This is a genomic window from Paenibacillus hodogayensis (genome assembly GCF_039536325.1).
Taxonomy (GTDB): Bacteria; Bacillota; Bacilli; order Paenibacillales; family NBRC-103111; genus Paenibacillus_AB; species Paenibacillus_AB hodogayensis.
Genome location: NZ_BAAAYO010000001.1, coordinates 939,159 through 960,519 on the forward strand (window position 1 = coordinate 939,159; position 21,361 = coordinate 960,519).

At 56.4% G+C, this 21,361-nt stretch carries 15 protein-coding genes; 8 read left to right on the forward strand and 7 right to left on the reverse strand.

Annotated elements, in window-relative coordinates; genetic code table 11:
• Window positions 1–4 precede the first annotated feature (4 nt).
• The 7 genes from ABD796_RS03740 (at window position 5) to ABD796_RS03770 (ending at window position 9,417) form a co-directional block, all read left to right on the forward strand.
• On the forward strand, window positions 5–2,155 hold the full coding sequence (locus tag ABD796_RS03740) for a YIP1 family protein (protein ID WP_344903036.1): 2,151 nt from the start codon (window positions 5–7) through the stop codon (window positions 2,153–2,155).
• A complete protein-coding gene (locus tag ABD796_RS03745) occupies window positions 2,152–4,425 on the forward strand; it encodes a DUF5696 domain-containing protein (protein WP_344903039.1) in 2,274 nt (757 codons plus the stop codon). Before ABD796_RS03740 ends, ABD796_RS03745 begins: the two co-directional genes overlap by 4 nt.
• Window positions 4,422–5,297: a carbohydrate ABC transporter permease gene (locus ABD796_RS03750; RefSeq protein ID WP_344903043.1), complete on the forward strand. Its 876-nt coding sequence runs from the start codon at window positions 4,422–4,424 to the stop codon at window positions 5,295–5,297. The genes ABD796_RS03745 and ABD796_RS03750 overlap by 4 nt, the downstream gene beginning before the upstream one ends.
• Before the next feature lie 80 nt (window positions 5,298–5,377).
• Window positions 5,378–6,346: a carbohydrate ABC transporter permease gene (locus ABD796_RS03755; protein ID WP_379118000.1), complete on the forward strand. Its 969-nt coding sequence runs from the start codon at window positions 5,378–5,380 to the stop codon at window positions 6,344–6,346.
• A gap of 99 nt (window positions 6,347–6,445) precedes the next feature.
• Window positions 6,446–7,156: a response regulator gene (locus tag ABD796_RS03760; protein ID WP_344903046.1), complete on the forward strand. Its 711-nt coding sequence runs from the start codon at window positions 6,446–6,448 to the stop codon at window positions 7,154–7,156.
• On the forward strand, window positions 7,153–8,526 hold the full coding sequence (locus ABD796_RS03765; RefSeq protein ID WP_344903049.1) for a sensor histidine kinase: 1,374 nt from the start codon (window positions 7,153–7,155) through the stop codon (window positions 8,524–8,526). The genes ABD796_RS03760 and ABD796_RS03765 overlap by 4 nt, the downstream gene beginning before the upstream one ends.
• 132 nt (window positions 8,527–8,658) lie before the next feature.
• Window positions 8,659–9,417, forward strand: a complete 759-nt coding sequence (locus tag ABD796_RS03770; RefSeq protein ID WP_344903052.1) for an HAD family hydrolase — start codon at window positions 8,659–8,661, stop codon at window positions 9,415–9,417.
• Window positions 9,418–10,138: 721 nt separating this feature from the next.
• Here ABD796_RS03770 and ABD796_RS03775 read toward each other — a convergent pair.
• A complete protein-coding gene (locus ABD796_RS03775) occupies window positions 10,139–10,981 on the reverse strand; it encodes a DUF92 domain-containing protein (RefSeq protein ID WP_344903055.1) in 843 nt (280 codons plus the stop codon).
• 424 nt (window positions 10,982–11,405) lie between these two features.
• Window positions 11,406–12,245: an alpha/beta fold hydrolase gene (locus ABD796_RS03780; RefSeq protein ID WP_344903058.1), complete on the reverse strand. Its 840-nt coding sequence runs from the start codon at window positions 12,243–12,245 to the stop codon at window positions 11,406–11,408.
• A 390-nt stretch (window positions 12,246–12,635) separates the two neighbouring features.
• Here ABD796_RS03780 and ABD796_RS03785 point away from each other — a divergent pair, with 390 nt between their 5' ends.
• A complete protein-coding gene (locus tag ABD796_RS03785) occupies window positions 12,636–13,793 on the forward strand; it encodes an HD domain-containing phosphohydrolase (protein ID WP_344904210.1) in 1,158 nt (385 codons plus the stop codon).
• A 484-nt stretch (window positions 13,794–14,277) separates the two neighbouring features.
• Here the strand turns inward: ABD796_RS03785 and ABD796_RS03790 are convergent, their stop codons facing one another.
• The 5 genes from ABD796_RS03790 to ABD796_RS03810 all read right to left on the reverse strand — a co-directional run bounded on the left by ABD796_RS03790 (window position 14,278) and on the right by ABD796_RS03810 (window position 21,335).
• Window positions 14,278–15,147 (reverse strand): carbohydrate ABC transporter permease, encoded by an 870-nt coding sequence (locus tag ABD796_RS03790; RefSeq protein WP_344903061.1) that lies wholly within the window; start codon window positions 15,145–15,147, stop codon window positions 14,278–14,280.
• Window positions 15,148–15,165: 18 nt separating this feature from the next.
• Window positions 15,166–16,068, reverse strand: a complete 903-nt coding sequence (locus ABD796_RS03795) for an ABC transporter permease (RefSeq protein ID WP_344903064.1) — start codon at window positions 16,066–16,068, stop codon at window positions 15,166–15,168.
• 102 nt (window positions 16,069–16,170) lie between these two features.
• Window positions 16,171–17,742: a type 2 periplasmic-binding domain-containing protein gene (locus ABD796_RS03800; protein ID WP_344903067.1), complete on the reverse strand. Its 1,572-nt coding sequence runs from the start codon at window positions 17,740–17,742 to the stop codon at window positions 16,171–16,173.
• 339 nt (window positions 17,743–18,081) lie between these two features.
• The gene (locus ABD796_RS03805) at window positions 18,082–20,406 is read right to left on the reverse strand and encodes a helix-turn-helix domain-containing protein (RefSeq protein ID WP_344903069.1); all 2,325 of its coding nucleotides are present in this window, start codon (window positions 20,404–20,406) and stop codon (window positions 18,082–18,084) included.
• 290 nt (window positions 20,407–20,696) lie between these two features.
• Window positions 20,697–21,335: a fumarylacetoacetate hydrolase family protein gene (locus tag ABD796_RS03810; protein ID WP_344903071.1), complete on the reverse strand. Its 639-nt coding sequence runs from the start codon at window positions 21,333–21,335 to the stop codon at window positions 20,697–20,699.
• Window positions 21,336–21,361: the final 26 nt, after the last annotated feature.

The window sequence follows — 21,361 nt, forward strand, 5'->3', positions numbered from 1 at the left end:
GACCATGAAACTTGGAAGCAGTCGGCGGATCTTGATGCTACTCGTCCTGATGTTGGCCGTAGCGGCGCTGATGCCGCTGTCCGCCTTTGCGGAAGTGCCATACTGGACGAACTCGAAAGAGAATCAAGGACGCCTGATCTGGACTCAACCGGCCTACACGCCGGAAGGGATATTCGGCAAAGATTTGACGATTCCCGATAAAGATAAACCGGGGACGATGAAAGCGTCGCCGCTGCAAAACCCGAAAGATTTGTTCATCGCGACGAACGATCATATTTACGTCGCCGATACCGGCAACAACCGGATCGTCGAATTCGGTCCGAACGGCGCCTTTGTCCGCTACATCGCCATCGAGGCGAAGGCCGATAATCCGGAGCTGAAGCCGTTCAACAAGCCGGAGGGCGTGTTCGTCACCGACACCCAGGACATTTACGTCGCCGATACCGGCAACAAGCGGGTCGTCCGTCTCGACAAGAACGGTAATTACATTCGACAGTACCTCAAGCCGGATTCCAAATACATTCCGGAAGCGTTCAAGTACGATCCGACGCGGCTTGTCGTCGACAAGCGCGGCTTCCTGTACATCGCCGTATTGGGCGGCTACCAGGGGCTCTTGCAGCTCGACCCGGAAGGCAACTTCCAAAGCTTCTACGGGGCGAACAAAACGATCTTCTCCCCGCTGGACGCAATGAAGCGGCTCGTCTATACGAAGCAGATGTACGCAAACGAAATCAGCAAGCTGCCCGGTGCGATTAGCAGCGTGGCCGTCGACCATGACGGCTTCATGTACACGACCACCTCCGGACAAGGGATCAAAACCGAGCAGATCAAGAAGCTCAGTATCAAGGGTCTGAACCTGCTGGAAAACAAAGCCTTCGGCGAGGTGCGCAGATTCGACATGAAGTTCGCGACGGGCGGTCAAGTGACGTCCCAGCTGATCGATCTGGCCATCGATTCGAACGGCAATATGACGGCGATCGATTCTTCTTACAAATATATTAACCAGTACGACGCCAACGGCAATCTGCTGTTTTTCTGGGCAGGTCCTTCGTCGGCCAACACGACCCAGCTCGGGCTGATGAAAAACCCGGTCGCCGTCGACGCCAACTCCCGCAACGATCTGTTCCTGCTCGACGGTCAGGAGGGCGTCATTCAATTGTTCCGCCTGTCCGAGTTCGGAGCGAAGGTGAACGAAGCGAACAAGCTGACGCTGCAAGGACGTTACGAGGAGAGCGAAAGCCATTGGCGCGAGGTGCTGCGCCTGAACGCCAACTTCTCCCCCGCTATTCTCGGCCTGGCGAAATCGGCCTACAAGCAAGGCAATTATCAGGAGGCGCTGGAGCTGTTCAAGCGCGGAGACGACCATAAAGGCTACTCCGACGCTTACTGGCAAATTCGTCTGCAATGGTTCCAAAGCCATTTCTCGGTACTGGCCACTTCGCTGGTCGTCGCAGTCATCCTGCTCCTGATCGGCGAGAGAGCGACGCGCCGGACGAAATGGCGGCTCGCATGGAAAAACCGCAGACGTTCGAAAAACTCGTTCATCGTTCAGTTCAAGCATATGTTCTACATGCTGAAACATCCGCTCGACGGCTTTTCCGCCCTCCGCTTCGAACAGAAGGGCGGCTACGTAGGCGCATTGATTTTGCTCGTCGTCGCCTACATCACGCTCGTCGTCATGAGGATGTTCACCAGCTTCTCGTTCAATTTGGTCGACGTTCACCGGATCAACCTGCTTTCGCTGTTGTTCCAGTACGGCATCATTTGGATCGGCTGGGTCGTCTCCAACTACCTGGTCAGCTCGATTTACCGCGGCGAAGGCCGCTTCAAGGACGTCTTCGTGGGCAGCGCCTACGCGCTGATCCCGCTCGTGCTGATCGGCATCCCGCTGACGGTGATTTCCACGGTCATGACCTTGTCCGAGAAAGCGATATTCGACTTCCTGCAAAATGTGCTGTATGTGTGGACCGCGTTTATGATTTTCTGGAAAATTCAATCGCTGCAAAACTACTCCGTCGGCGAAACGATCGTCAACATTTTCCTGACGCTCGTCGCCTTCATGACACTCGCCGTCCTGGCACTCGTCGTGCTCGGCCTCAGCAGCGACTTGAAAGACTTCTTGTATGAGGTGTATCAGGAGGTGAGACTGCGATGAAGCAATGGCTCAAACGAATACCGGTATCCGCATGGATCTGGACGGTGCTTATCGTCGCTCTGCTCCTGTTCGTCGTAACGAGACTCGATATCAGTTCCCTGGACCGCGGGGCCGTCACGGCGGCTCCGCAAGCGAACGTCGGGGCGGTCAAAGTGGCAAAAGGGCTCGAAGAGCTGCCGCAGGAAGCGGATTTTAAAACCGTCGCCCAATCCGGTCAGCTCGAACTGAAGCTGGACGCCAAGACCGGTCACTTCAACGTCGTAGACAAACGGAACGGCAATGTGTGGCATTCGTATCCGGACCCGCAGCAGTGGTTGACCGAAGGACAGGAAGGGACGTGGCGGAACCATCTGCGCTCCCCCGTCATGCTGCGCTATATCGACCTGACCGGCAAAGTCACCCAGCCGAAGGAAACGAACCTGCTTGAAGAGCAGGGCAAAATAACGGACATTACCAACATCGACGGAGGCTTCAAGCTGACGTTCGAGATGCCCGCCAAGCAATTTACGATCCCGATCGAAGTCAAGCTGGAAGGCGACTCCATCGTGACGAAAATCATCGATTCCGGCGTCAAGGAAGGCTCCCTCAGCTTGATCTGGATCCGGCTGTACCCGTTCTTCGGAGCGGAGCATTCGGAGGGCCAGGACGGCTACCTGTTCGTACCGGACGGCTCCGGAGCGCTCATTCCTTACAGCCAGAATAGCACGAACGTCAACCGGATTTACCAAGAGCCGGTGTACGGATTGGACCTTTCGTTCAAAGCGAATGACGATCCTCAGTCGCGCAATCCGATCACGATGCCGGTATTCGGCGCCAAATCGGGAGACAAAGGCTTCCTGTCCATTATCGAGGACGGCGCCGAGCTGTCCGATGTCGTCGCTTCGCCTTCCGGCGTATTTAGCGGCTACAACTGGATTACGGCTCAGCAAAACTACCGCTCTACGTATAAACAGGTGACGAACGAAGCGAAAGGCCGCTTCTTCACAACGTACAACAAAACCGATCGCTTCAAAGGCGACCGCGCCGTCCGCTATGTGCTGCTCGACAAGGCGAAAGCGAACTATGTCGGCATGGCCGAGCGCTATCGGCAATATATGATCGATAAGTACAAGATGCAGACGATCAAGCCGAAAAACTCCACCAAGCTGCCGATGACGGTCAGCATCGTCGGAGCGGAGCGCGAGAAGGGGCTCATTACGGACCGTTATCTGAAAACGACGGAAACGTCGGACGCGATGAAAATCGTACAGCGTCTGTATGGCCTCGGCATCGACAATATGGTCGTCAATTACATGGGCTGGGCCAATGGCGGCTATAGCGATTTCGGCTCCCCGGCGCCGGTGGACAGCCGCATCGGCGGCACGGACGGCATGAAGAAATTTATCCAGTTCGCCGATACGCTGCAAATTCCGGTGTATCTGCATACGAATTACACGCAGAACACGTCCAAAATCGGCGGCTTCAACCGCAGGCAGAACGGCCTGCGCGACCTGGGCGGCACGGTGCTGGAAAACTACGTCAGCCTCGGCTATATGGAAAAAGTGATCGAAGAGGATATCCGCTACTTCCAGAAGCTCGGCGCTGCCGGCGTTACGCTAGGGGTCGATTCCCCAAGCGGCAGCTACAAATCCGGTCTCGGCCGGACCGTCAACAGCGACTACAACTCGAACTATCCGCTCGGCCGCGAGGAGAGCCGCAAGAAGCAGCAGGAGCTGCTCCAGAAGTTCAAGGAGGCCTCCCTCGACGTTCGGGGAACGCAATCCAGCAGCTTTGCTTTCCCGTACGTCAGCGCGATCGATCAGCTGATCGACGATTATTCGTACGACTCGTTCTCGGATACGGCGATTCCGTTCGCCCAGATCGCTCTGCACGGACTCGTCAATTATTCGTCGTCCTATGCGAACAACCGTCAGGAGTACCAGAAGCAGTTTTTGCGCGATCTGGAATACGGTTCGGCTCCGGCATTCATCTTCACGTACGAAAGCGCCGAAGAGTTCAAGAACGCCGATACGCTTCACCTGTACAGCCCGGACTTCCGCGATTGGGAATCGCAAGCCGTTCAGGAATACCAAAGAATGAACCAGGCGCTCGGCGACGTTCAGGACAAATTCATTGTCAACCATCGTACGCTGGCATCCGAAGTGAAAGAAACGACGTACTCGAACGGCAAGCGTATTATCGTCAACTACGGCAATTCGGCTTATACGGCCGGCGGCATTACGGTTAAACCGTTGGATTACTTGATCGTGAAAGGAGGAGCTGCACCGTGACGACGAAAAAAAGCAGGCTGTCGGGCCAAACGATCCGCAAGCTGGAAGGCTCCTTGTTCATAGCTCCATGGGCGATCGGTTTTCTGGCGTTCATGCTTTTCCCGCTCGGCTACTCGCTCTACATGAGCTTTCACCAGGTGCGGATACTCGGCACCGGTATCGAGATTACCCCGGTCGGCCTGAAGCATTACAAGTACATCATGCTGGAAAACGGAGCGATCCTGTATAATCAGCTGTTCCCGTTTTTGCGCCAATCGGTCATCATGCTGCCGATCATCCTGATCTTCTCCTTGCTCGTGGCCATTATGCTGAACCAGAACTTCAAAGGCCGCGGCTTGTTCCGCTCCATCTTCTTCCTGCCCGTCATCTTCACGACCGGGCAGGTCGTCAGGGAGTTTATGACTCAGGGCGAAGGCGATCTCGGCTTCATCCAGCGGTATAACATCACGTCGCTGGTCTCGCAAAACTTATCGGCGACGTGGGCGACTCCGATCGTTGCCGTCATGGGCTCGTTCGTGCTCATTCTGTGGTACTCCGGCGTACAGATACTGATCTTCCTTGCCGGACGGCAGACGATCGGAACGTCGGTATACGAAGCGGCGCGGATCGATGGCGCAACGCCTTGGGAAGTGTTCTGGAAAATTACGCTTCCGGGGATGACGCCGTTCATTATGCTCAATCTCATCTACACGACAGTCGACCTGTTCACGTTCCCGACCAACCCGATTCTGACACAGGTAAGCAGCAGCAACTACGGGCAATCGAGCGCGCTCGCCTGGATTTATTTCATCATCATCCTCGTGTTCCTGGGGATTGTCATGTGGGTGTTCCAGCGCGTGCAGAAAGCGGCGGGTCTGGGCGCCGGCCGCTGATGGCAAGACCGGCTCCGCCTCTAACGGAGCCGGGATGACGTCACGCTTGCGAAGCCAGCGACGTTTAAGGAGGATAACTTGTGACCCGACTCATAACGGCTTTGAAAACAAGGCGCACCGGCGGGTTCGACTGGAGATTGGGTTTGACCAAAACCCGTCATGTGGTATTGGGCAAGGAAGCGGACAAAGGACTGATCTTCCGCGCCTTCATCTACTTGATCCTGATCGATGTGGCCTACATCTACTTGAATCCGATTTTGTTCATGATTACGACGATGGTGAAAAATTCGTCCGACCTGCTCGACCCGTCCGTAAGCTGGGTGCCACGGGCAATCTACACGGGCGTTCTGCAGGACGCCTGGACGAAGCTGAAATATCCGAGTGCGTTTACGATCAGTCTCGTACTGTCGCTGACCATATCGGTTTTGCAGACCGTTTCGTGCGCGGTTGCGGGCTATGCGTTCGCCCGGCTCGAATTTCCGTTCAAGCGGACATTGTTTTTCTGCCTGCTGCTGACGTTTATCGTTCCGACGCAGGTTGTCATTTTGCCGAACCTGATCGCCGCGAGCCAGCTCGGTCTGATGAAAACATATATTCCGATCGTGCTTCCGGCCCTGTTCGGCCACGGCTTGAAGGGCGCCTTGTTCGTCATCATTTACCGCCAGTTTTTCTCCACCCAGCCGAAGGAGCTGGAGGAAGCGGCGAAGATCGACGGCGCCAACGTGTTCCGCATTTTCTACAAAGTCATGCTTCCTTTGGCCAAACCGGCCATCCTGGTCGTCTTCCTGTTCTCGTTCGTCTGGACCTGGAACGACTATTACTTGCCGAGCATGTACCTGAACGGGGTTAAGGATGTGCCGCTGTCGATGGGCATCTCGCAAATTTCCGCGGTGCTTACGCAGCAGGCAGCCGAGTTCGGTCCGTCGATCTTCGACGAGCCGCTCAAGATGGCTTCCTCGTTCCTGATCATCATGCCGCCGCTTATTTTGTACATGTTCACACAGCGCTGGTTCGTTGAAGGCGTAGAGCGCACGGGCTTGGTCGAATAGTTGCAAAACGCGTTATAGCCGCGGCGGGAGGAGTTTATCCTCCCGCCGTTGAATTTTTATAGAAGCACAACTCACACATCTTATCAGGAGGAAACCCCGGTGCATATCCTGATTGTCGAAGACGAACCGAAAATCCGCGACGTGCTGATCGCGTACTTCGAGAAGGAAGGCTGGAAAACCGACCATACGTCCAACGGGATGGAAGCGGTGCAAAAGTTCGACTACAGCCAGCACGATCTGATCGTGCTCGATCTGATGCTCGAGGGCTTGTCCGGCGAAGAAGTGTGCTCGCGCATCCGCGAGAAGTCGAACGTTCCGATTATTATGGTAACGTCCAAATCGCGCGAGATCGATGCCATCAACGGGTTGAACCTGGGGGCCGACGATTATATCGTTAAGCCGTTCCGCGCCAAAGAATTGATCGCGCGCATTTACGCCCTGTTCCGCCGGATCGCTCCGGTCAAACGCGCACAAGACGAGGAGCATATTATCCAGTTCTATGGCGGCAAGCTGGTTGTCGATACGGAAGCCCGGGAGGTAATGGCCGACGGCCGTCTCGCTCCTTTGACCGCAACGGAGTTCAAGCTGCTCTCGGTACTGATGCGCAAGCCGGGCAAAGTGTACAGCCGCGCCGATCTATCTTATACGGTGCAAGGCTACCGCTTTCAGGGAGACGGCCGCGCCATTGACGCCCACGTCAAAAATTTGCGCAAAAAAATTGAGCCCGATCCGGGCAATCCGCTCTATATCGTGACCGTTGTAGGAACTGGTTACAAATTCTCCATGCAGCCGGACGAGCCGGAAGCATGAACAAGCTGCTCTCCCTCTCCCGCAAAATGAGCTCGATCGTGTTCATCAGCCTGATGCTGTATTCGCTTGTGTTCGTTTTTCTCATTTCGCTGATCAACAACACGAACTGGCAATCTCTGTTCTCCCGCTTTAATGCGACCCAGATGGAAAAAAACGGTTACCTGGTCATGGACGACATGCGCCGCGAGGGCATCGGTCGCGGACCGCTCAACGAGGAGCAGCGGCTGTGGATGCAGCGGCGGGCTGCGTTGTACGGCATTTTGCTTCGCTACGAAAGCAAGGATCGCAAGGAAGTGTGGTTCGACATGTTCACTCGGGCGAACGTGAGCTCCGAAAACTCCCTGTCCATGCTGTATACGTCCGGCGGCGAAACGCTAGGCACCTTGAAGATGGAATATATTCTGAGCAACACCGAGCTGGAGCCCGCATATGCGGAGTTTATGAAATCTCTGCAATTCCGCTCGAAACTGTTGCTGATCGGAGTTGTCGCAGCCTCCATCCTGTTCAGCCTGTTCATCGCCAGAATGCTGTCCAGACGGCTGAACGAGGTGTACCTGATCGCAAACGAGATCAGCAAAGGCAAGCGCGACGTCACGCTGCCGATCAAAGGTCCGGAGGAAGTGCGCAGGCTCGCCGCGACGTTAAATGAAATGACTCGGGAGCTGAAAAAACAAGAGGATTGGCGTCACAACCTGATGGAGGACTTGACGCATGAGCTGCGGACCCCGCTGACGACGCTGCTGACACAGATCGAAGCGATTATCGACGGCGTATACGAAGCCGACCCCGAGCGTCTTCAGGACATTTACGACGAGCTGATCCGCCTGTCGCGTCTCGTCAACGATCTGGAGCGGCTGTCGGAAGCGGAAAGCGCCCGCTTCTCGCTGAACGTGCGCCGCACGAATATGGTCGAGCTGTCCCGCACTGTTTATTCCAACTTCCTCCCGCTCGCCCGCAGCAAAGGCATCAAACTGACATTCGAGCCGGCCTTCGTCCCTTGCCACGCCGAGGTTGACCGGGACAAAATCGTTCAGGTGCTGTCCAATATCGTCTCGAATGCGATCAAGTACACGCCCGAAGGCGGCAAGGTGAACATCCGCGTATCCTACAACGTCGAATGGACCGTGATCTGCTGCGAGGACAACGGCATCGGCGTCAGCGCGCAGGACCTGCCTTATATATTCAACCGGCTGTACCGCGCCGACAAATCCCGTTCCCGTTTCAGCGGCGGCGTCGGACTCGGACTCAGCATCGCCAAGGCGCTCGTCGAAGCGCACAACGGGACGATTGAAGCGGCCAGCGAGCTGGGCGTCGGTTCCAGCTTCACGATTACGATGCCGATTCATTTCAACATGGGCGACCCCGAATAGTTGACGTCATATTAAATGACATAAAAACTGCATTCTCCTCTTTTAAAATAGATCCCTATTGTTAAAACCACATTTTCATGTTATCATTCATGACATAATTGATTTTAACCTATAACCAAGGGGGTCTTGCAGATGAGTTGGAAAATGATCGCTATCGATTTGGACGGTACGCTTCTGGATCGGAACGGGACGATCTCGGAGGAAAACGCGAAGTGGGTCCGGGAAGCGCAGCGCTCCGGTTTGCATGTCGTTCTCGTAAGCGGTCGCCACCGTCTGCGAATTGTCCCGGTTATGGAGATGCTGGGGCTGCAGGTGCCGATCATTTCTACGAACGGCTGCGAAATCTGGTCCGCCGACGGTCATCTGCTCGACCGCTGCGTCCTCCCTTGGAAAGACGTGACGACCCTCCACCTGATCGCTTTTCAACACCAAATACATTACCGATCTTATTGCGTCGAAGGCGTATTCGATTCCAATGAGCATAACCACCTGGCGCAGATGGACTACAGCTGGCTGAAGGTGCTGCTGAAGTCGGACCATTCCGCAAGTCTGTCCGCCGCTTACGAGCGGCTGCTCGCTACGGAGCGGTTGGAACTGATCGCCTATGGGGCACCCGGCCTGCCGAAGCAGATCGACATTCAGCCGAAGGGGACGGGGAAAGCGCAGGCGCTCGACAAGCTGTGCCGGACGCTTGGTGTCCGCCAGGAGGAGGTCGTTGCCTTCGGCGATGATCGCAACGATCTCGAGATGCTTCGCTGGGCCGGCCTCGGCATCGCCATGGCCCACGCTCCCGACGATGTGCGGGCGGTTGCCGATACGATCGTTCCGAACGGCCTTGGCTCGGGCGTCGGCCATACGCTGTCGCGCATCATGCGCCATGCGTCCGCTTGAAGCTTTTCGGTAACTGAGGCTTTGTAGTAGCTGAAGTTTGCGGTAGCCGAAACTTTGCGGTAACACGAAATGGCGATGCGTTCCCTAACTGCCAGAGAGCCTGGCCCCGCTTATCAGGTCCGATCGATCGCGCGAACTTGGATAAGCCGTCGGCGGTGGGTGCTCAATGGCGTCTGCCTTCGCGACTGCGCCTCGTCCAAAAGAGCACTAGCGCCGGGTGCAGGGGCACCAATTGGACGGTTTTCGGCCCGGTTGCCCGTGGTTGTGCTCGAAAGAGCACTATTCCCCGGGTTCGGGCCTTTTTGTCGAGGTTTAATGTTCGAAAGAGCACTAGCCCTGGGTGCAGGGGCGCGAATGGGCGGTTTTCGGCTCGGTTGCTCGTGGTTATTGCTCGAAAGAGCACTATTCCCCGGGTTCGGGCCTTTTTGTCGAGGTTTAATGCTCGAAAGAGCACTAGCGACGGGTGCAGGGGTGCGAATGGGCGGTTTTCGGCCCGGTTGCCCGTGGTTATTGCTCGAAAGAGCACTATTCCCCGGGTTCGGGCCTTTTTGTCGAGGTTTAATGTTCGAAAGAGCACTAGCTACCTCGGTACAGGGGCTCGAATGGGCGGTTTTCGGCTCGGTTGCCCGTGGTGAACCCGTTTAGACTGACGGCCCTCCTTAACCAAACAATAAGAGCGCCATTGCCGGCGCTCTTATTGTTTTGGCCGCTAAAGGCCGCTTCACCCAAGCCACATCCACGCCTGAGCCAAAATGGCGGCGACGACTGCGCCGGCCAAAGAGCCGGCCACGTTCACCGCATCGTTGTTCCAGCCGGCATAGCCGCGCACCCGGACAGCGGGAAGGCCGCAATGGCTCCTCGCTTCTATATCGCGTTGACAGGCCGGGCATCGGTACATTTGCTGCACGGTCGCCCCAAGCAGCGAGTCGGTTAACGAGCCGACCGTGCCGCCGATCAGCCCAATTCCGGCCCATAGCAGAAGGCGCATTCCCGGATCGCTAATGCCGGACGGCTCGTCCTGCCCCGGAACCAGCAGCAACAACAGCCATGCCGTCACGCCGATAAACAAGCCTCCTGCCAGCGAAGCCGCCAGCCCGAGACCGGACACAGCCCCAGACGTCCCGGCGGGCACCCTTCTGCCAGTCGTAATCGACCGCGGGGGCGATTGACTGAGTCCTCCGATTTCCGTCGCCCACGTATCGGCGTTCACCGCCGCCATTACCCCGAGGAACGCGTACCACCATAAAGGATCCGGCCATAAGGAATGGCCGAGGCACAAGACCAGGGCAACCGCTCCGTTCGCCGCCACCTGTCCCGCATCGCGCCGGCCGGTCTTTTCGTAGCCGCTCTCCGCCTTCTCCTTCCGTCTGCGCTTCCACTTGGACAACAAAGTCGAGGATACGAAAAAAGCAATCAGCGTCCCAAACCATACCGCGCTGCCGACTCCGTACATCACCGTTCCCAGCGCCACCGCTGCGGCGAAGCCAGAGCCCGACAACGACTTGCGCGCATACGCCGCCCCGGCAATGATCACGCTGCCGGCCAAGCCGATCCACCATTCCATGCAACAGGTCCTCCCGCTCTCCGATTCGTTCCGTGCCATTGACCTTATCATACACGGACAAGCGCTGGAGTCAAGCTGGGGAGCTTTAGTAAGGGTTCAAGGGTTCAGCAAGGGATTTAGCAAAAAATCAGCAAAAACCCAGCGAGGGATCCAGCAAGGATTCAGCATGGCTTCAGCAAGTATCCAGTAAAGATTCAGCAAGAGATCTAGCAAGAATTCTCTAAGGATTCAGCATGGTTCAGCATGGCTTCAGCAAGGATTCAGCATCGATTCAGCAAGGGTTCAGTAAGATTCAGCATGGCTTCAGCAAGTATCAAGTAAAGATCCAGCAAGGGCACAGTAAGAATCAGCAAGTGTCCAATAAAGGTCCACCAAGGGATCCAGCAAGGGAACCACCAATAATCCACCAAGGTTCAATAAACGTTCAGTTAGGGTCCGATGGCAGCGCGGTCGCGGTCGCTCTGCCTAAGAAAGTACCCAGCAACTCGTTGAAGCGTTCCGGGCAATCCATCGGAGGAATATGCGCACAATCGGACAGCTGTTCCTGACGGGCGCCAGGGATATCTTGCATAAACCGTCCAGCCGCCGCGTGAGCATCGGGATAATCGAATTCCCCGGCGACGACGAGCGTCGGCACGGCGATCTCGCCCAACCGGCCGATCGGGGCGGGCACCAGCATTTGCGGCATCTCGAATTCGGCGAAGCGGCTCAAGCTTTGGCGCGACAGCTCCTGGAACTTTCGGCGGACCGCTTCGTCCACGCGATCGGAAGGCTGCATCGGCCCATCCAACCACATCTGCGTCCAAGCTTGCAGCATCGCGGGCATATCGCCGGCTTGGGCAGCCTCGTAGAAAAGGGCGTTGTCGCGCTGCAACGGCTCCGATTCCGGCAAGCCGAACAGTCCGGCGGCGACAAGCGACAGCGTGGCGACCCGTTCCGGGTAGGCTAGCGCGAATTCGACGGCCACATAGCCTCCGGCTGAAAGACCGACCACGTGCGCGCGGTCGATCTCCAGAGCGTCCAGCAAGCTGCGCAAATCGTCATAGGAACGGTAGGGAGTAATGCCCAGATCGGACTTACCCATTCCTCGCCAGTCGTATCGTACGACCCGGTACTGCTTCGACAGCGTCTCGAACGTCGCGTCCCATACGCCTGCCGTCATAAACGCCCCATGCATCAGCACGACCGCTTCGCCTTCTCCGGCGCTTTCATAATACAGTTTCGTCCCCTCCACCAGCACATATCCTCTCTCTACCACTCTCATCAATATCCCTCCACCGCTTTGTTCTAGTACATCATGGCGCGTGGCGTGCTACGGCTTATTCGTTTACGGGCCATGTATCCGAGACCCTGCGTCCGAGACCCTGTATCCGGGGCCCTGTACCCGAGCCCGCAAGGCCATAAGCGTGACGGCTGCTTGGCGCCAGTGTGCAACGGTTCGTTCCAACTTTGTACTAGTCAGGTTCTATCATAACCGAATCTCCTGACAATTGCGGTCAGGGGAAAACGGTCCTGAAACGGGCCAAATTCACTTTTTATTCGCGGCCAGGCAGGAAGAACGAAAGCGCGCAGGGAATACAATCAATTGACGAAATGACATGGGCATAAAGACTCACCATGTATGTACGGATGAGGAGTGAACAACGTGCACGAGATGTACGATTTTGAACAACCCCGCTTGAAAAAAGATTTGGAGCCGGAGGAACTGCTCGGCGTCATCCTTGACTATGCGGCCAAAATCGCCAACGAACGGAACTTGGACAATGTGCTGATGCTGATGGCCGACATGGGCAAGCAGATCGTCGTCTCCGACCGGTGCACCGTGTGGCTGCTCGACACCCAGAAGGGCGAGTTGTGGTCCAAGGTGGCGCATGGCATCTCGGAGCTGCGCATTCCGCTGGAGGCCGGACTCGCCGGGCACTGCGTACGGACAGGCGAACCGATCTTCATCGACGATGCATACACGAACTTGGTGTTCCGCGACGTGCTGGCCAGCGGAGCGCTGCATACCGACCAGTTGACCGGATACCGCACAAAAGCATTGCTCGTCATCCCGTTTCGCAACAACGAGGGGCAGATCATGGGCTGCTACCAAGCGGTCAACAAAATGACCGAAAGCGAAGTGTTCTCCGAGCGCGATCTGCGAAATTTGTCGCTGGCCGCCTCCTACTCCGGCAAATCGATCGAATCCGCTTTGCTGGCGCAGGAAATCGAGGAGACGCAGCGGGAAATTATTTTCACCATGGGCGAGATCGGGGAAAGCCGCTCCAAAGAAACCGGCAACCACGTCAAGCGGGTGGCCGAATATTCGTACCTGCTGGCGCTGGGGCTCGGTATCCCTCAAGCCGAAGCGGATATATTGAAGATGGCTTCGCCGATGCACGATATCGGCAAGGTGGCGATTCCGGATTCGGTGCTGGAAAAGCCGGGCAAACTGACCGACGAGGAATTCGATATCATGAAAACCCATACGGAAATCGGCTACAATCTGTTGAAAAATTCCAATCGGCGCATCCTGAAGACGGCGGCCATCGTAGCGGAGCAGCATCACGAGAAGTGGAACGGAAAAGGCTATCCGCGTGGCTTGAAGGGCGAGGAAATCCATATACACGGACGCATCACGGCGATCGCCGACGTCTTCGACGCGCTGGCCAGCGACAGGGTGTACAAGAAAGCGTGGGAGCTCGACCGTATCCTGAACCTGTTCAAGGAAGAACGGGGCGAGCATTTCGATCCTGCGGTGGTGGACGTGTTTTTCGAACAGCTGCCTAACATCCTAAAAATACGCGACCGGTTTTCCGACCCGCTGTGACTTTGGCGATTATACGACTGCCTCCCAAACGGCTGCCTCCCAAGAAGTCGACGCCGATCTCCGGCTGATCTTCGTACGAGAAAGGTTCCGAGCCGGTTCGGCAATATTCCGAAGGCATCCGCGAACAACATCGTGAATACCTCCGATACAAAGCCTTCTGCAAAAAAAGGAAAGGCGAATAAGAAAAGCTTCCGATCGAAGCCTTTTCGATGAAGCGCATCCGAGTTTTAGAGGTTGCTTTTCTTGGTAAAGAAAGTTGCACTTCGCTTTACCGCTTTAGCGAAGTTAAACTTCCGTTGTCTTTAACGTTAAAAAAGACGCTCGCATTCCCGCTCCCCGGCGGTATCGACAGCGTCTTTTGTTCTGACCGGTAGCGTCCCTCCACTTACCCGCTCCGGGGAACTCCCTCTCCGACACCGCCGTCCAGTAGAATACGGATGAGCCGGACAAGGAGCCGCTTGAGCTTTATGACGGATGAGCCGGGCTACTCCTTAAGCGATCCGACCATGGCGCCTTTGACGAAATATTTTTGCAGGAACGGATAAACGATCAGAATAGGCAAGGTGGCGAACAGCGTAATGCCCGCCTTCAGCATCTCGGGCGTCAGCAGCGTCGACACGTCGGTCGTATTGGCCACATTGTTCGCCTGCTCCTCGACGATCAAATTGCGCAGCAGCACCTGGAGCGGCATCAGCTCTTTGCTGCGAATGTAGATCATCGCACCGAAATACGAGTTCCATTGGCCAACGGCGTGAAACAGGGCGATCGTGGCGATCACCGGCGCCGACAGCGGAATGGCGATACGGCCGAAGCTGCCCCATTCCGTGCAGCCGTCGATCTTGGAGGCGTCGAACATTTCACTGGATATTCCCTGGAAGAACGTCTTCATAATGATGACGTTGAACGCATTCAAAGCGCCGGGAATCATAAGCGCCCACAACGTATTTTCCATACCCAGGCTGCGAATCAGCAAGTAGTTGGGAATAAGCGGCGCGGAGAACACAAAGGTGACGATAATGCCGCGAAGCACCCATTTTCGTCCATGCATCGTTGCCCGCGACAGCGGATAGGCGAGCGAAGCCGTAAAGGCGAGCGCGATCAGCGTGCCAACCACCGTTATAACGACGCTGTTGCGCATCGAAGTCCAAATGTTGCCCATCGTCACGATCGTTTTGTACACTTCGATATTGAAACCTCTTGGCCAGAACGTTACCAGCTTCGCTTCGGCATAAAACTGCGAGCTGAACGAAACGGCGGCCAAATGAATAAGCGGCGCGATCATGGTCAGGCATAGAACGACGAAACCTGTGCCGTTGATCAACGGAAACCATTCCAGTCTTTTGCGAACCGGCATCGGACTACCTCCCCTCCCTCAATAGATGCTCTCTCCGGTCGTCTTGCGGCTCAGCGTATTCAGGCCGACCACCAGCAGCAGCCCGACCAGCGATTTGAAAATGCCGATGGCGGTCGTCAGACTGAACTGCGCCCCCAGCAAGCCGACGCGGTACACGTACGTATCCATCACTTCCCCGACGTCGCGCACGAGCGGATTGAGCATAATGAGCACCTGCTCGACGTTGGAATCGAGCACATGGCCGACGCGCAGCAGGAACAGCACGATAATCGCCGGCATGAGCGAGGGCAGCGTAATCGACCACATTTGCCGGAAACGCCCGGCGCCGTCGACCATCGCCGCTTCGTACAAGCTCGGATTGATTCCGGACAAGGCGGCCAAATAAATAATCATGCCCCATCCCATTTCCTTCCATATGCCAACCGAGACGATAATCCCCCGGAAATATTCGGGCTGAGTCAAAAAATCGGTTTTCGATACGCCAAACCAGCCTACAATCGTATTCAAGAAGCCGTCTATCGACAGCAGATTGATAAAGATGCCGCCGACGATGACCCATGACAAAAAGTGCGGAAGATACAGCAGCGTCTGAACCTGCTTTTTGAACCATGTTTTGCGAATCTCATTAAGCAGCAGCGCCAGCACGAGCGGCGCCGGAAACCCGAATACGATCGAATACAAACTGAGCACCAGCGTATTGCGAAGGATGTTGTAAAATTCGGCATACGTAAACATATTGGCAAAATGCTTGAAGCCAACCCACGGGCTGTCCAGAATGCCGGAAAAAATGCTGTAATCCTGGAAGGCGATCACATTGCCGAACATCGGCACATAGCGGAATACGACGAAATGCAAAATGCCAGGCAGCGCAAGCAGCCAGAGCAGCAGCCAGTCGCGGGACATCATTTTCTTCAGTAACATGCTCACCCTCCCTTTCCGTTGCGCGTAAGAAACTTCCCTTTCTTATCGGCAGAAGCCGGCCGGGCCGACGGGTACGAGTCCCGCCGGCGACCGGCGCCGCCGTTATTTTTTATAAAACTTGTTGTACCAGTCGGTCGCTTCCTTGATGGCCGCATCGCCGCCGCGGCGTTTCCATTCGGCTACGAATTTGTCGAAGGCACTGTCGGCGTCTTCCTTGCCGGTAACGACCTTGGCGAACATATCGAGGAACAGCGTGCCGGCTCCGGTGCCAATCGCCAGCTCCGGATGCGTCTTGAGGCTTTCCAGCGTCGGCAAATGCAGAGCGTCGTTCTTGATTACGTTTTTCTTGGCGGTTTGAATGCCCGCCTTGATCGCGTCCGTATTCGGCGACACGTCAAGCACCTTGTCGAGCATCCGTCCGTCGCCGCGCGGGTTGATCGACAGCTGGTAAAAGACCGAAGCGTCGTTATCCTTGTTAACCGCTTCGTTCATATCCCACTTCGGCTTGCCGTTCTCGATCTTGTAGTTGTAATCCTTGATGCCCATTGCGAAAAAATCGTCGGCTTCGTCCGACCAGGCCCAGTTGAGGAATTTGATGGCATCCTCGGCTTTTTTGTTCTTGCTCGGCACCGTCCATACATAATAAATCTGGTCGCCTTGCGCCGCGATGCCTTTGCCTTTGGCCGTCTCCGGCCCTTCGAGCAGCGACAGCTTGACGTTCTTTTCCACGAAATTGGCCGTGTTCCAGTCCGTGTTGTAGTTGGTCACGTCGTGTATCCAGACGCCGCCCTTGCCCTGCTTGATGCCGGCCACCCAGTCGACCCCTTTATTGGTGAACAGGTTCGGATTGATATAGCCGTTATCGTACAGCGACTTCCAGAATTTGATCGCGTCCTTCGTCTCCGGCTGAATCATGCCCGGCTGCAATTGGCCGTTTTTCATATACCACATGTTCGGATCGTAGCCGAAGTTGGAGAAGAACAGGTTCGAATAGATCAAGTTTTCGCGCACGTACATGCCGTATTCGTCGTTGGCGTCGCCGTTGCCGTTCATATCCTGTTTTTTGACTGCCTCGAAAAATTTCAAATAATCGTCCGGCGTTTTCGGCTGCTGCATGCCCAGCTTATCGAGCCAGTCCTGGCGAATGTAGACGACCCGCGTCGCCGGCAAGGCGGCCAGAGCCGGGATGCCGTAGATTTTGCCGTCCTTGCTTACTTTCGGGCTGTTCCAGGCATCTGCGGGAATTTTTTTCTTCAGGTTGGGCCCGTATTTATCGATCAGCTCGGTCAGATCCTGGAACACGCCTTTGTCGAGCGCCCCCGGATGCATCGTCGAGTTGATGCTGTCCGTCCGAATCATGTCCGGCAAACTGCCCGAAGCGAACCGTACGGTCATCTGCTGGGTGAAATCGTCGCCGTGACCCAGAAACTCGAACTTCAGATTAAAGTTGGACAGCTTGGACAGCTCTTTCACGTAACGGTCGTCATCCTTTGCCTGCATCGCGTACTTGGCGTTCGCGTGGGAGAGGAGAATGCTCAAACTCGGCGGCGCCGACGCCGCGCCGCTTCCTGCGGGTGCCGGCGGTTCTTCCTTGCTGCCGCAGCCGGACAGCACGGCGGCCGATACGAGCGAAAGCGCGAATACAGATGCGACGGTCTTTTTGGCTTTGTTCATGGAACACGCTCCTTTTATATATGTGCGGGTTTTCAGCCGCTTGCTTGCCGCAGCTGTCCGCCCTCGGAGGTAAGCCCCCTGCAAGTTCTATCATGTAACCGCTTGCATGATCGTGCAATGCTCCTTTGTTTGGATCGATCGCCACAAATAATGATAAAGGTTAGCCAAAAAAAAGATAATGCCTCAGCAGTCCGCGGCGCTTGACCATTGCCCCCGGCAAAGCCCATGGTGCATGTCCATCTTGGTTTCAGGGACCTTGCGATTCCGACCGAGTCTATCTTCGGAACGATCGTTTCCATCCGCATGGCCGATAAAAGGAAAAGCCCCCGGAAGCGAGGCTTATCCCGGGGCATGGCGCTGCCCTTTGCGGAATTCTCCGGGAGGCAAGCCGCTCCATTGCTTGAATACGCGATTAAAGTTTTGCACGCTGGCGTAGCCGATCTTGTCCGCGATGTCTTTGATCGGCATATCGGTATGCACGAGCCATTCCCGCGCTTTGCCCATACGCAACTCCATCACGAAATCGCTGAAGTTGACGCCCGATTCGTCTTTGAACAGCTTGCTTAAATACGACACGGACAAAGCGAACCGGTCGGCCACCTTTTGCAGCGACAACTCCTCGTCCACATGCTGCTGCACGTAGTTCATCACTTCGCGGATCGTCTTCGTCTGCCTGGACACCGATTCCGCCGCCAGATGCGCTTTGACCGCCGGGAACAGCTCGTCGGCCAGCCAGCGTTCCAGCTCCGGCAGCGACCGCAGGCCGTGCAGCTTGCGGTACATATCGATTCCCGCGGCCTGGCGAATATCGCAGCCGGATTGCTGCAGCATGTAGTCCAGCTCGCCCAGCATGTAGGAGAACAGCCCCATCGCCGTCTCCGGCTGGATTTGCGCCTGACGCAGCTCCACCACGAGCCCGGCGAGCAGTTTGCGCGAATCGTCCATATTGCCATGGAGCACGTAATGCACGATGCGCTTCTGCGTCTCCCCGGTTTCCCGGCTCAGACGCATCAGCCCTTCGTCGGCCTGATCGGCGGTGATCGTCCGGTCCTCTCCGACGATGAATCGATGTCCGAGCAGCGCGATCGCTTCCTCGTAGCCTTTGCCAATCGCGGTAAACGCCTGAAGCGGGCTGCCGATCGCGATGCTGATCGCAAAGTTGAAATAGTCGCGCACATGCCGCCTCGCCTCGTCGGCGCGCTTTCTCAACGACTCCTTCGCCTCCGCGCTGTCGGCATCCATGCCGACGAGCAGGACGACCTGCCCCGTCTTCGGCGTAAAGCCGGCGCAGAACGGCACTCCGTGGAACGTCTCTTCCAGCATTTTGAGCAGCGCATAGTGAATCAGGGCACGGTCCTTCTCGCGGTATGTGCTGTCGAACGTCGGAATATCGTCCGCCTCGGCGACGCAAACGAAGACGAATTCGCCATCCAGCGTCATATTGGCATGCTCGGCCGCGACGGACAGCTCCCGTTCGGACATCTCGCCGCGCAGCAGCTGATGGAAAATGCCCTGCCGCAAGTACGGGAACTGCTCGCTCAATCGGTGATGCAGCTGTCGGTTCGCATCGGCAAGCTGCTCCACATAATCGCCCAGATCGGCTAGCCCGTCACGCCGGCTTGGGCGTTCCGGCCGTTGTCTCGGCAGTAGCCGGTCGGTCAGCCGTTTGATCGGCACGTACATGCGGCGGGTACCGACAGCCGCCAGCGCGGCCCAGAACAGCACGAGCAGGCCGACGACGATCCAGGTGGTCAGCTGAATCCGGTTCGACTGCGCGGTCAGCTCCTTCATCGGCGTAATCGCGATATACGTCCAGCCGTTCGTATCCGACTCCTCCGTCTGTACTTTGTAGCCTTCAGCTCCGATCTTTACCAGCCCGGATAGTCCGGACAGCCCTACCGCAGCCGATGCTCCCGCTTTTCCCTTATCAGCCGGAAGAATGACGTCGTTCAGCATCCTGCCCATCTCGCCGCGTTTCGAGCTGATGACGATGCGTCCGTTCTCGTCCGCCACGACGACCCGCGTGCCGTAGCCGTGCTCCATCGAGCCGACGAACTGCAGGATGTCCTCGGGATTGACGTGCAGGATCAGCACGCCGTCCGTATAAGACGACTGGATCGGAACCGGCCGGAACAGCAGCATATCCTCCTGGTCGTCGAATGTGCCCGCCGGCACGACGACCGGCTCGTTCTCCTTCGGGTTCATCTTGTCCAATATCGTCAAAGCGCGCAGCTGGTCAAGCTGCTGGGCCGTAAATTTGTTGGAATAGGCGAAGTTGTTGAACCGTTTATACATGATCGTCACGTCGAAGCGCACCGGAGAGGTGCTGCGTATGCGCCGGATCGTCTCGTTCATCTCCAGGGAAGCGGTCAAATTGTCGATGCCCGGCCCTTCCCGGACCGACTTTTCCACGGCCAGGTTGGTGGCGATGTAGATGCTGTTCGTATGAATGCTGTTCATAAATTGGTTCAACTGCACCTGCATCCGGTTCAGCATATAGCGGTGATTTTGATCGACCTCGCTCTGGATGCTGGTCGAGGCGATATACGAGGCGATCAGCCCGACCGTCAGCACGGGCATAATGCTGAGCAGCAGCGAATAGACCAGCAGCTTGCGTTGAAAAGACCAGCTCTTGAACATTCTCGACGCCCATCCGTTCCTCATGCCCCCACCTCTTCCTCGCCACGTTTGCTTGTCATTCATTAAAGCGTTTTCACAAATAAGAATATTTATTCGACTTGTACTTAACTTGTATTATACCTTCCGGGACAGGGAGAAGAAAAGCGCCCGGGCGAAACTTTTTTTGATGATGACAAAAGCTTCGGGTCGAAGCCTTTTCGATGAAGGATATCCGAGCTTACGAGGTTGCTTGTCTTGTTACAAAAAGTTCAAAAAAACGGTGGGTCGACTGCCGACCCCACCGTTTTCTTGAACACTCCTTCACAGCTGCGCCATCAAACGAGACGAATAATCCCTTCGCCCCATACGTCGCCGCCGTACTGCAGCTGAAATGCATCCCCGTCGGCAACCGCTCCTACCCCCGCTGGGGTCCCGGTAAACAATACGTCCCCTGGTCCGATGCCGAAATGCTCGGCGGAAAAGTCGACCAGCGTCTGCAGATCGAAGATCATCTCGCTTGCCTTGCCCTGCTGGGCGACCGCGCCGTTCTTGAGCAGCCGGAATTCCGTCGAGACCAGCTCCCCGACCCCGGGAAACGGACGGAATCCGGTGACCGGAGCGGACCGCAGGAAGCCTTTGGCGGCCAGCCACGGATAGCCCTTCTTCTTCAGCTCGCTCTGCACGTCGCGCAGCGTAAAATCGATGCCCAGCGCCATACCGTCCACCACCTCGTCGACCCGGATGCCCTTCTCGTACGGGCGGCCGATGCGGATCACGATCTCCGCCTCGTAATGCACCTCGCCCCTGCTTCCCGGCAGCTCGATCTCGCGTCCGTCGAACGGAACGAGCGCATGGGTGGGCTTGGAGAACAGCATCGGCTGTTCGGGAATCGCATTGCCAAGCTCTGCGGCGTGCAACCCGTAATTTCTTCCAACGCAATAAACGTTGCGTATTTCGCTAAAGCTTCTGCTCATGCCGCTATCCCCTGTCCACGTGTATT

Coding starts and splice junctions, on each gene's coding strand:
- ABD796_RS03740 (WP_344903036.1), top strand. CDS start 5: ATGAAACTTGGAAGCAGTCGGCGGATCTTGATGCTACTCGTCCTGATG.
- ABD796_RS03745 (WP_344903039.1), top strand. CDS start 2,152: ATGAAGCAATGGCTCAAACGAATACCGGTATCCGCATGGATCTGGACG.
- ABD796_RS03765 (WP_344903049.1), top strand. CDS start 7,153: ATGAACAAGCTGCTCTCCCTCTCCCGCAAAATGAGCTCGATCGTGTTC.
- ABD796_RS03770 (WP_344903052.1), top strand. CDS start 8,659: ATGAGTTGGAAAATGATCGCTATCGATTTGGACGGTACGCTTCTGGAT.
- ABD796_RS03775 (WP_344903055.1), bottom strand. CDS start 10,981: ATGGAATGGTGGATCGGCTTGGCCGGCAGCGTGATCATTGCCGGGGCG.
- ABD796_RS03780 (WP_344903058.1), bottom strand. CDS start 12,245: ATGAGAGTGGTAGAGAGAGGATATGTGCTGGTGGAGGGGACGAAACTG.
- ABD796_RS03785 (WP_344904210.1), top strand. CDS start 12,636: ATGTACGATTTTGAACAACCCCGCTTGAAAAAAGATTTGGAGCCGGAG.
- ABD796_RS03790 (WP_344903061.1), bottom strand. CDS start 15,147: ATGCCGGTTCGCAAAAGACTGGAATGGTTTCCGTTGATCAACGGCACA.
- ABD796_RS03795 (WP_344903064.1), bottom strand. CDS start 16,068: ATGTTACTGAAGAAAATGATGTCCCGCGACTGGCTGCTGCTCTGGCTG.
- ABD796_RS03800 (WP_344903067.1), bottom strand. CDS start 17,742: ATGAACAAAGCCAAAAAGACCGTCGCATCTGTATTCGCGCTTTCGCTC.
- ABD796_RS03805 (WP_344903069.1), bottom strand. CDS start 20,406: ATGAGGAACGGATGGGCGTCGAGAATGTTCAAGAGCTGGTCTTTTCAA.
- ABD796_RS03810 (WP_344903071.1), bottom strand. CDS start 21,335: ATGAGCAGAAGCTTTAGCGAAATACGCAACGTTTATTGCGTTGGAAGA.